The sequence below is a fragment of the Bradyrhizobium sp. genome, assembly GCF_049512235.1.
GTDB lineage: Bacteria > Pseudomonadota > Alphaproteobacteria > Rhizobiales > Xanthobacteraceae > Bradyrhizobium.
In genome coordinates, this window is the sequence record NZ_JBEKXH010000211.1 from 1 (window position 1) to 10,961 (window position 10,961).

The 10,961-nt window shown below is 61.4% G+C and carries 9 protein-coding genes; 7 read left to right on the forward strand and 2 right to left on the reverse strand.

Going from position 1 to position 10,961, the window contains the following annotated elements:
* From ABSG20_RS19510 to lpxB, 7 genes are all read left to right on the forward strand, one after another.
* Positions 1-181, forward strand: a 181-nt coding sequence (locus ABSG20_RS19510) for a site-2 protease family protein (RefSeq protein WP_423866150.1), incomplete at its 5' end; no start/stop codon positions are given.
* A 182-nt stretch (positions 182-363) separates the two neighbouring features.
* Complete coding sequence (gene bamA, locus ABSG20_RS19515) at positions 364-2,916, forward strand: outer membrane protein assembly factor BamA (RefSeq protein WP_423866151.1); 2,553 nt, start codon at positions 364-366, stop codon at positions 2,914-2,916.
* A gap of 228 nt (positions 2,917-3,144) precedes the next feature.
* Positions 3,145-4,212, forward strand: coding sequence for a UDP-3-O-(3-hydroxymyristoyl)glucosamine N-acyltransferase (gene lpxD, locus ABSG20_RS19520; RefSeq protein WP_423866152.1), 1,068 nt, complete (start codon positions 3,145-3,147; stop codon positions 4,210-4,212).
* Positions 4,212-4,670: a 3-hydroxyacyl-ACP dehydratase FabZ gene (gene fabZ / locus ABSG20_RS19525; RefSeq protein ID WP_423866153.1), complete on the forward strand. Its 459-nt coding sequence runs from the start codon at positions 4,212-4,214 to the stop codon at positions 4,668-4,670. Before lpxD ends, fabZ begins: the two co-directional genes overlap by 1 nt.
* Positions 4,671-4,872: 202 nt before the next feature.
* Positions 4,873-5,676, forward strand: a complete 804-nt coding sequence (gene lpxA, locus ABSG20_RS19530) for an acyl-ACP--UDP-N-acetylglucosamine O-acyltransferase (RefSeq protein WP_423866154.1) — start codon at positions 4,873-4,875, stop codon at positions 5,674-5,676.
* Positions 5,677-5,834: 158 nt separating this feature from the next.
* Positions 5,835-6,692, forward strand: a complete 858-nt coding sequence (locus ABSG20_RS19535; RefSeq protein WP_423866155.1) for an LpxI family protein — start codon at positions 5,835-5,837, stop codon at positions 6,690-6,692.
* Complete coding sequence (lpxB, locus tag ABSG20_RS19540) at positions 6,692-7,882, forward strand: lipid-A-disaccharide synthase (protein ID WP_423866157.1); 1,191 nt, start codon at positions 6,692-6,694, stop codon at positions 7,880-7,882. The genes ABSG20_RS19535 and lpxB overlap by 1 nt, the downstream gene beginning before the upstream one ends.
* A 125-nt stretch (positions 7,883-8,007) precedes the next feature.
* Here lpxB and gltA read toward each other — a convergent pair whose 3' ends face one another.
* Both gltA and gltX read right to left on the reverse strand, forming a co-directional pair.
* The gene (gene gltA, locus ABSG20_RS19545; RefSeq protein WP_423866156.1) at positions 8,008-9,312 is read right to left on the reverse strand and encodes a citrate synthase; all 1,305 of its coding nucleotides are present in this window, start codon (positions 9,310-9,312) and stop codon (positions 8,008-8,010) included.
* 191 nt (positions 9,313-9,503) lie between these two features.
* Positions 9,504-10,928: a glutamate--tRNA ligase gene (gene gltX, locus ABSG20_RS19550; protein WP_423866158.1), complete on the reverse strand. Its 1,425-nt coding sequence runs from the start codon at positions 10,926-10,928 to the stop codon at positions 9,504-9,506.
* Positions 10,929-10,961 lie beyond the last annotated feature (33 nt).

Consider the following 10,961-nt stretch of genomic DNA (forward strand, 5'->3'; position numbering starts at 1 on the left):
TTTGTTTCCGGTTCCTTTACTCGATGGCGGTCATCTATTGTTCTATGCGGTCGAGGCGGTGCGGGGTCGTCCGCTTTCAGAGCGGGCGCAGGAGATGGGGTTCCGCATCGGACTGGGGCTGGTGCTGATGTTGATGGTGTTCGCCACCTATAACGACATCCTGCATCTGGCCGCTTCCTGATGCCTTATTTTGCCTTAATTGGACGGCGTGGCGGATGGGCAACGTCTTGGAATGAAAATGAAATTGTACTGCATTAACGCTTGGGCCAGCTCGGCAAAATTCGCTACAAGCGGGGCAATGATGGGAATCTGCTGGTTCGTAGGGCTGCGGTCCGGCACTGGAATGATAAGGGCGCCTGGCGCATGATTGTTGGAATGCGAGTGCGGGGAGGCCTGCTCGCCGCCCTGATGATGTTCGCCATGCCGGTCGCTGCCACGCTGGCCGCCATGCTTGTGTCGTCGTCCGCCGTTGCCCAAGGTGTCGATTCGATCCAGGTTGAAGGCAATCGGAGGGTCGAAGTCGAAACCATCCGCTCCTATTTCAAGCCGGGCCCCGGCGGGCGCCTGGAGCAGGCCCAAATCGATGACGGGCTGAAGGCGCTGATCGAAACCGGGCTGTTCCAGGACGTCAAGATCAGTCAGGACAAAGGTCGCATCCTGGTCACTGTGATCGAAAGCCCGGTGATCGGCCGGGTGGCGTTCGAGGGCAACAAGAAGGTCAAGGACGAGCAGCTCTCGGCGGAAATCCAGTCCAAGCCGCGCGGCACGCTGTCGCGTCCCATGGTCCAGTCGGATGCCCAGCGCATCGCCGAAGTCTATCGCCACTCCGGCCGCTATGACGTGCGCGTTACCCCCGAAATCATTGAACAGCCCAACAACCGCGTCGATCTGATTTTCACGATTGCCGAGGGAGAAAAAACCGGTATCAAGTCGGTGCAATTCATCGGCAATAGCGCTTATTCCTCCTATCGCCTCAAGGATGTCATCAAGACACATGAATGGAATCTGCTGAGTTTCCTCGGCGGCGGCGATATTTACGATCCGGACCGGGTCGAGGCTGATCGAGATTTGATTCGCCGCTTCTATCTGAAGCATGGTTACGCCGACGTGCAGGTGGTGGCCGCGCTGACGGAGTATGATCCGGAGCGGAAGGGCTTCCTGGTGACCTTCAAGATCGAGGAGGGCCAGCAATACAGGGTCGGATCGGTCAATTTCGTATCCAGCATCGCCAGTCTTGATGGCGACTCGCTTCGCAGCTTCTCCCAGGTCAATGTCGGGTCGCTCTACAACGCCGAGGCGCTGGAGAAGTCGGTCGAGGATATGCAGATCGAGGCCTCGCGGCGCGGTTACGCTTTCGCGATCGTGCGGCCGCGCGGTGATCGTAATTTCGACGCGCATACCGTTTCGATCACATTCGGCATCGACGAAGGTCCGCGCACCTACATCGAACGCATCAACATCCGCGGCAATACCCGCACCCGGGATTACGTGATCCGGCGCGAATTCGATATTTCCGAAGGCGACGCCTACAACCGCGCGCTGGTCGACCGCGCCGAGCGCCGCCTGAAGAACCTCGATTTCTTCAAGAGCGTGAAAATCACGACCGAGCCGGGATCCTCCAGCGATCGTGTGATTCTCATCGTCGAACTGGAGGAAAAATCCACCGGCGACTTCTCGGTATCAGGCGGCTACTCGACCACCGATGGCGCGCTCGCCGAGGTCAGCGTGTCCGAGCGCAACTTCCTCGGACGCGGCCTGTTTGCCAAGGCGTCGGTGACCTATGGCCAATACGCGCGCGGTCTGTCGCTGTCTTATGTCGATCCCTATCTGCTGGACTACCGTGTCGCGTTCGGCATCGACGCCTTCTATCGCGAGCAACTCGCCAACACTTACATTTCCTACGGCACAAAGACCATCGGCTTCAGCCCGCGACTTGGATTTGCCCTGCGCGAAGACCTGTCGCTGCAGGTTCGGTATTCGCTCTATCAGCAGACGATCACGCTGCCGTCTATTCTCGACAATTGTAATAACGTCCAGTTCCTGGCCGATGGGGTAACGCCCAATCCGGCGTTCAATCCAAGCCCGGCCTTTGCCAACGTCAACGGTATCAATCTGGCCTCAACCAATGGCCTGGGCTGCTACTCTGATGGCGAGGCATCCCTGCCGGTCCGCAAGGAACTCGCGAACGGCGCCGCGCTGACTTCATCGGTCGGTTATTCGCTGGACTATAACACGCTGGACAACAACAAGAACCCGACCGACGGCCTGCTGATCGATTTCAAGCAGGACTTCGCCGGCGTCGGCGGCGACGTCTCCTACCTGAAGTCCGCGATTGACGCGAAATACTTTACACCGCTGGTCTCCGATATCGTCGGGCTGGCGCACGTCCAGGCTGGCATTCTCAACAAGGTCGGCAACAACGAACTGCGTATGCTCGATCAGTTCCAGATGGGCCCCAACCTCGTGCGCGGCTTTGCCCCGAACGGCATCGGCCCGCGCGACCTCAACCCTTTCAGCACCATGGACGCCATTGGCGGCACCAAATATTGGGGCGCGTCATACGAGTTGCAGATGCCGTTCTGGTTCCTGCCGAAGGAGGTCGGATTGAAGGGCGCGGTCTATGCCGACGCTGGCGGCCTCTACGATTATCAGGGCCCGACGACATGGACTGCGACCAACGAAGTCACTACCCCCGCCAACTCCCATTGTATACCGTCGACCGTAAGCCCTCCGACCGCCGGGACCTGTACGGGATTGATTTTTGACAATACCAATGTTGTTCGTACCTCGGTGGGTGTTGGTCTGATCTGGGCTTCGCCGTTTGGGCCGCTGCGCTTCGACTACGCAATACCTTTGACGAAAAGCCCGAACGATCGCGTTCAGCAGTTCAAGTTTGGCGGCGGGACCTCGTTCTAGAGCATGATCCGCAAAAGTGGGAACCGGTTTTCCGAAAGGATCTTGCTCAATCAAAGAGATGGGATCACGATGCGATGCAATCCTATTGGATCGTGATCTCAGGCGTTTTTGCGCGAAGTGGATACCGGTTCGCGTCGAGGAAACGCGTCAAAACCAACAGAAAGCTCAGTCCTGATCCGTCGGGACCGGGGCTCTGGTTCGATCACCGGCCGGACCGCGACGGGTGGAATGGCGCAGCCATTTTTTTTTGAACAACCGCCGCCGTCGACGCTGGCCGAGATCGCCGCGTTGGCTAAGGCCGAGATGGTCGATGCATCCCGGGGTGGCCTTGAGGTCAGGGGATTGGCTTCGCTCGACCAGGCCGGTCCGATGCATCTGACGTTTTTCGACAATTTGAAATATGCCAACCAGCTCGCTTCGACCAGGGCCGGGGCGTGTCTCGTGAGCGCACGTTTCGAACCCCGCGTCCCCGCCCACGTCGCCGTTTTGCGCGCGGCCCAGCCTTTCCGCGAATTTGTGAAAATTGCGCGCGCGCTGCATGGAGACGCCCTCCGCCCGCGATCGCTGGTCGACCATGCCGGCATCGCGGCGTCCGCCATCATCGATCCCAGCGCACATCTGGAGGATGGCGTGATTGTCGATCCGCTTGTCGTGATCGGCCCGCGCGTCGAAATCGGCGCCGGGACGGTGATCGGCGCCGGTGCCGTGATCGGCGCCAATGTCCGGATTGGCAGGGATTGCAATATTGGTGCGCGCTCCTCCCTTCAGTATGCGCTGGTCGGCAACAACGTCCTGATCCATCCCGGCTGCAGCATCGGGCAGGACGGCTACGGTTTCGTGTTCTTTGGGCCGGATGGCCATCTCAAAGTGCCGCAGACGGGCCGCGTCCTGATCCAGAATGACGTTGAAATCGGTGCCGGAACCACCATCGATCGCGGCAGCCTGCGCGATACCGTGATCGGCGAAGGCACCAAAATCGACAATCAGGTACAAATCGGCCACAATGTCACCATCGGCAGGCATTGCCTGCTCGCGGCGCAGATTGGACTAGCGGGCAGCCTGACGATTGGCGACAATGTGGCACTGGGGGCCAAAGTGGGGATCAACAACCACCTTCACATCGGCGACGGCGCGCAGGTCACCGCGATGAGCGGGGTCAAGGACGATATCCCAGCCAATGGACGCTGGGGCGGGTTCTTTGCGAAGCCCACCAGGCAGTGGTTCCGCGAGATCTTGGCGGTGGAGCGACTCGCGCGCGACATTACAGCCGATCCGAAGGGCGAGGGACGGGAGTAATGGAGGAGGCAGCGGTCAGGTTTGAGCTGGTGGATATCAATGAGATCCTCAAGACGCTCCCGCACCGTTATCCGATGCTTCTGATTGACCGGGTGATCAATATCCGGGCCGATTACAGCGGTATCGGCATCAAGAACGTCACCTTCAATGAGCCGGCCTTTCCGGGCCATTTTCCGGAGCGGCCGGTTTATCCGGGGGTGATGATGATCGAGGCCATGGCGCAGACCGCCGGCGTGATCGGCATCAAATCGGTCGAGGGTACCGAGAGGCCGCGCGCGGTTTATTTTCTCACCATCGACAAATGCAAATTTCGCAAGCCGGTGATGCCCGGCGATACCATCGAATACCACATGCGCAGCATCGGTAGGCGCAAGACCATGTGGTGGTTTCACGGCGACGCCAGGGTCAACGGCAAGACGGTTGCAGAGGCTGATGTCGGCGCGATGCTGACCGACTGATGAACTGGTTCCGCGGCAGGGCTCGAACCGCAGCAGTGTCGAGCCGGTGTCGCGGCGATCTGTGAGAGCATCCGGTCGGCGCGACCCATTTGGTAGTTGCAGCACCGAAACATGCGTAACCATACGTCACTAGACAGCATCAACATGTCGCGGTAACCACCAGAAATCTCTGCAAATTGATGAGCTGGCATTGGACGGTTCGATGACCACAATCGATCCCACCGCGCGGGTTGCGGATGGCGCTGTGATCGGCGAGGGCACCTCGATCGGTCCCTACTGTATCCTTGGCCCCCACGTCATGATCGGCGCGAACTGCAAGCTGATCGCGCATGTCCATATCACGGCCCGAACCACGATCGGCGATGGCTGCACGATCTATCCGTTCGTGTCGCTGGGTACACCGCCGCAATCCCTGAGCTATCGCGGCGAATTGACCCGGCTTGAAATCGGCCATGGCTGCACCATCAGGGAGCAGGTCACCATGAACGCCGGCACAGTGGCCGGCGGCGGCATTACCCGCGTCGGAGACCGCGGTTATTTCATGAATTGCAGCCATGTCGGCCACGACTGCAAGATCGGCAATGACGTGATCTTCGCGACCTCGGCCACGCTTGGCGGTCATTGCGAGATCGGCGATTTTGTTTTCATCGGCGGCTTGTCCGCCGTGCATCAGTTCACGCGGATCGGGCCGCAGGTGATGGTTGGCGGCGTCTGCGGCGTTCGCAGCGACGTGATACCGTTCGGTCTCGTCAACGGCCAATACGCCAGCCTCGAAGGTCTCAACATCATCGGCATGAGGCGCCGCAAGTTTACCCGGGAACGGCTCGCGATCATCAGGTCGTTCTATCAGAAGCTGTTTCACGGCCCCGGCGTTTTCACCGAACGGCTGAGCAACGCGCAGCCGCTAGCCGCCAAAGATCCTGCGATCGCCGAAATTCTGACCTTTATCGCCGCTGGCAAGCATCGGGCGCTGTGCGTTCCGGCCGATGATGGCAAAAAATCCTGAGGTGCGGTATTTCGCGAAAGCCTGGGCCGCGGACCTGATCCGAGGCTGGATATCTGTTGTGCGATCATCATACTCCTGCGTTATTGGGTTTGGAGCGTTTGCTTGCGGCAAACTGAATTCCGGTTCCCGAAAAGTTGCCTAGGTCCTCGGTGCTGACCATGACGGAGCAGGCTTTGGAGATTTCATCGCCCGTCGGATTGATCGCCGCTGGGGGCGCCATTCCCTTCGCTGTCGCGGATTCCATGACCGCGCGCGGCCTCAAACCTGTTCTGTTCGCGCTGAAGGGCGCCTGCGATCCGGTCGCCGTGGCGCGGTTTCGCCATCACTGGATTTCGCTCGGCCAGTTCGGCAGGGCGGTAAGACTATTGCGCGCCGAAAACTGCCGCGAGATCTTGTTCATCGGCACATTGGTGCGGCCGGCGCTCTCCGAAATTCGGCTGGATTGGGGGACGCTTCGCGTGATCGGCAGGATATTGGCGGCTTTCCGGGGCGGCGACGATCATCTTTTGACCGGCATCGGCCGCATCTTCGAACAAGACGGCTTCCGCATGGTGGGGATCAACGATGTCGCCCCGAATCTTCTGCTGCCCGCGGGATGTCTCACGGGGGTAGCGCCTGATGCGGGTTCCGCTGCCGATATTGCCAGAGGGCGTGAGGTGCTACAGGCGCTGAGCCCCTTCGACATCGGTCAGGCCACGGTGGTGATCGACGGTCACGTGGTTGCCGTAGAAGATATCGAAGGCACCGATGCCCTGCTGGCGCGGGTGGCGCGGCTGCGCGCCGAAGGTCGGATTCGCGCCAGGGCCAAACGGGGAGTGCTTGTAAAGGCGCCGAAAAGCGGACAGGATTTGCGGTTCGATCTTCCGACCATCGGTCCGCGAACCGTCGAAGGCGCAGCGGCGGCCTGGCTCGCCGGGATTGCGATCGTCGCCGACAACACCATCATCGTCGACGCGCAGAGCATGATCGCGGCCGCCGACAGTGCCGGACTTTTCGTGACCGGCCTGCCCGCGTGATACGGGGGCGCGCCAACCCCGACGTCTCGCGCAAGATATTCTTGATCGCGACCGAGGAATCGGGCGACCGGCTCGGCGCCAACCTGATGAAGGTTTTGCGCCAGCGCCTCGGCGGCGCGGTCCGGTTCGAAGGTGTCGGCGGCCGGTCAATGGCGCGCGAAGGACTGAGATCGATGTTTCCGATCGAAGAGCTGTCGATCGTCGGACTGGCGGCAGTGGTGAAGCAGCTGCCGATGATCCTGCGGCATATTCATGCCACCGCCGCCGCAGTGACGGAAACCTCGCCGGACATTCTCGTGATCATCGACAGCCCCGATTTCACCCATCGGGTGGCCCGACGTGTCCGGGCCGGCGCTCCCTCGATCCCGATCATCGACTATGTCTCGCCCTCGGTCTGGGCGTGGCGTTCCGGCCGGGCGCGCGCGATGGGCGCCTACGTCGATCATGTGCTTGCCTTGCTGCCGTTCGAACCGGAGGAATACCGCAGGCTGCGCGGTCCTCCCTGCAGCTATGTCGGCCATCCCCTGATCGAGCAGATCGGCTCGCTTCGGCCCGGTGCCGAGGAGCAGAAGCGCCGCGACCAGGCGCCGCCGGTTCTCCTGGTGCTGCCAGGAAGCAGGCGCAGCGAGATCAGGCACCACATGGCGGTATTCGGCGAGACGCTGGGGCGGCTGCGCGACCATGACATGCCGTTCGAACTGATCCTTCCCACCATGGCGCATTTGCAGGATGCAGTCGGGGAGCGGGTCAGCAACTGGCCGGTGCAGCCGCGCATCGTCGTCGGCGAACAGGAAAAGCAGGCGGCCTTCCGCATCGCCCATGCGGCGCTCGCCAAATCGGGCACCGTGACACTGGAGCTCGCGCTATCCGGGGTGCCGATGGTAACGGCCTACAAGGCCGGTGCCGTCGAGGCCTGGATCGTACGCAGCCTGATCCGGGTCAACTCGGTCATCCTGGCCAATCTCGTGATCGGCGAGAATGTCGTGCCGGAATTCATCCAGCAGGACTGCACGCCGGACAAGCTCGTGCCCGCGCTGCGCGAAATCCTCACCGATTCACCCTTGCGGCGGCGGCAGCTGGAAGCCTTTGCCAAGCTCGACCAGATCATGTCGACCGGCAACCAGCCGCCCGGCGCACGGGCGGCCGATATCGTGCTGGCGACGTTGCGTCAGGCGCGGGGTGCGAATTAGAATTGCGCCCAGTGCTACGCAGGCGCCGGGGTAGGTCGCCGGGATTATCGCATGCCGGGAAGGCAAACCCGGTTGATGCCGCAGCCGGATGCGGGCCGCCCTCATCCTCGGTTCGAAACGTCGAATTACTTGCGCTTGTCGATCTCGATGTAGTCGCGATGCGTGGCGCCGGTGTAGAGCTGCCGCGGCCGGCCGATCTTCTGGTGCGGGTCCTCGATCATTTCGCTCCACTGGCTGATCCAGCCGACGGTGCGGGCGACAGCAAACAACACAGTGAACATCGAGGTCGGGAAGCCCATCGCCTTCAGGGTGATGCCCGAATAGAAGTCGACATTCGGGTAGAGCTTGCGATCGATAAAATAGGAATCGCTGAGTGCGATCTTTTCCAGCTCCATCGCCACTTTCAGCATCTGGTCGTCGCCGTGGCCAGTCTCCGCCAGCACCGCGTGACACATCTTCTGCATGATCTTGGCGCGCGGATCGTAATTCTTGTAGACCCGATGCCCAAAACCCATCAGGCGGACATCGCTGTTCTTATCCTTCACCCGCTTGATGAAATCCGGGATCTTGTCGACCGTGCCGATGCCAGCCAGCATCGCCAGTGCGGCTTCATTGGCGCCACCATGCGCCGGTCCCCACAGGCAGGCGATGCCGGCGGCGATGCAGGCAAACGGATTGGCGCCGGAGGAGCCGGCGATCCGCACCGTCGAGGTCGAGGCGTTCTGCTCGTGGTCGGCGTGCAGGATGAAGATCTTGTCGAGCGCATCCGCCAGCACCGGATTGATCTTGTATTCCTCGCACGGCACCGCGAAGCACATGTTGAGGAAATTCGCGGCAAAGCTGAGCGAGTTCTTCGGATAAACGAAGGGCTGGCCGATGGTGTATTTGAAGGCCATCGCCGCCAGGGTCGGAATCTTTGCGATCATGCGCATCGAGGCGATCATGCGCTGGTTCGGATCGGTGATGTCGGTGGAGTCGTGATAGAACGCCGCCAGCGCGCCGACCGAAGCCACCATCACCGCCATCGGATGGGCGTCGCGGCGGAAGCCCTGGAAAAACCGCGCCATCTGCTCGTGGACCATGGTGTGATGGATCACGCGGTTGTCAAAATCGGCCTTTTGGGCCTTGGTCGGCAGTTCGCCGTAGAGCAGCAGGTAGCAGGTTTCGAGGAAGTCGCCGTGTTCGGCGAGCTGCTCGATCGGGTAGCCGCGGTATTCCAGGATGCCGGCGTCGCCATCGATATAGGTGATCTTGGACTGGCAGCTCCCGGTGGAAGTGAAGCCGGGGTCGTAGGTAAACATTCCAGACTGGGCGTAGAGCTTGCCGATGTCGATGACATCGGGCCCTACAGTTCCGTTCAAGATCGGGAAATCGTAGGTTTTGTTGCCGACCGTCAGTGTTGCGGTTTTGATGTGGGATGTTGCGTCCATCGTGAGGTCCCCGATGAGATCGTTGCCAAAAAGGCCGGTAACCGCTGGCGCCACTGAATAGATGGCGTGGGAAGCCGGTTTAATCTCGAAGCATTCGATAAATGGGTATCTTATTGCTGTGTGCGCTGCAAGATGGCCGCTGGCGGGCTGTGATACCACCTTATGAGGAGGCCTGCTGATCAGGAGGCTTGCTACGAGGCGGCCTGGTCGCCGAGCCGGGCGAGGGATTCCTGCCTTCCCAGCACAGCCAGGACGTCGAAGATGCCAGGCGAGGTGGTTCGCCCGGTCAGCGCCACCCGAAGCGGCTGGGCCACCGCGCCTAGCTTCAGGTTATTGGCCTCGGCGAACGCTCGCATGGCCGCCTCGGTGGCGTCGGCTGTCCAGGGTGCGACAGGCTCCAGCGTGGCAAGCAGCCGGCCCATCAGTTGCCGATTTTCCGGCGTCAGCAGCGCGGCCGCTTTGGGCTCGAGCTCGAGCGGCCGGTCGGCAAAGATGAAGTAGGAACCGTCGATCAACTCGATCAGCGTCTTGGCGCGCTCCTTCAGGCTCGGCATCGCCCGCAGCAATTGCGCCCGCGTGGTGTCATTGAGCTTGGCCTTGAGGCCGAGACCCGCCGGGATATAGTCCAGCACACTCTCGAACTGGGTCACGAGAGATTGATCGTCGCTTTGGCGGATATAGTGACCGTTGAGGCTTTCCAATTTGGCGAAATCGAACCGGGCGGCCGAGCGGCCAATCCCTGACAGGTCGAAAGCGCCAATCATTTCCCCGGTTGAGAAAATCTCACGGTCGCCGTGGCTCCATCCGAGCCTGACCAGGTAATTGCGCAGCGCCGCCGGCAGGTATCCCATGGCGCGGTAGGCGTCGACGCCGAGCGCGCCATGGCGTTTTGACAGCTTTGAGCCGTCCGGCCCATGGATCAGGGGAATGTGCGACATGCTGGGAATGTCCCAGCCCAGCGCGTCGTAGATCTGCTTCTGCCGCGCGGCGTTGATCAGGTGGTCGTCGCCCCGGATCACGTGGGTAACGGCCATGTCGTGATCGTCGACCACGACCGCGAGCATATAGGTCGGATTGCCGTCGCCGCGCAGCAGCACGAGATCATCCAGATTCTCGTTCTGCCAGACCACGCGGCCCTGCACCTGGTCTTCGATCACGGTCTCGCCGGTCTGCGGCGCCTTCAGCCGGATCGTGGGCTTCATGCCGGCCGGCGCTTCCGACGGGTCGCGGTCTCGCCACAGCCCGTCATAAAGCCGCGTTCGGCCCTCGGCGCGGGCCTTTTCCCGCATGAGTGTCAGTTGTTCCGGGGTGGCGTAGCAGCGGTAGGCCTTGCCGTTGGCCAGCAACACTTCGGCAACTTCGCGATGCCGCGCGGCGCGGCCGAACTGGTAGATGACATCGCCGTCCCAATCGAGCCCCAGCCATTTCAGGCCGTCCAGGATCGCTGCAATCGCCGGCTCGGTTGATCGCTCCCGGTCGGTGTCCTCGATCCGCAACAGCATCCTGCCGCCGTGCTTGCGCGCGTAAAGCCAATTGAACAGCGCGGTGCGGGCGCCTCCGATGTGGAGAAAGCCGGTCGGCGACGGAGCAAAGCGGGTTACGATGGGATCGGTCATTGCGGCGATGACGGGGAACGGGAAGCACGCCCG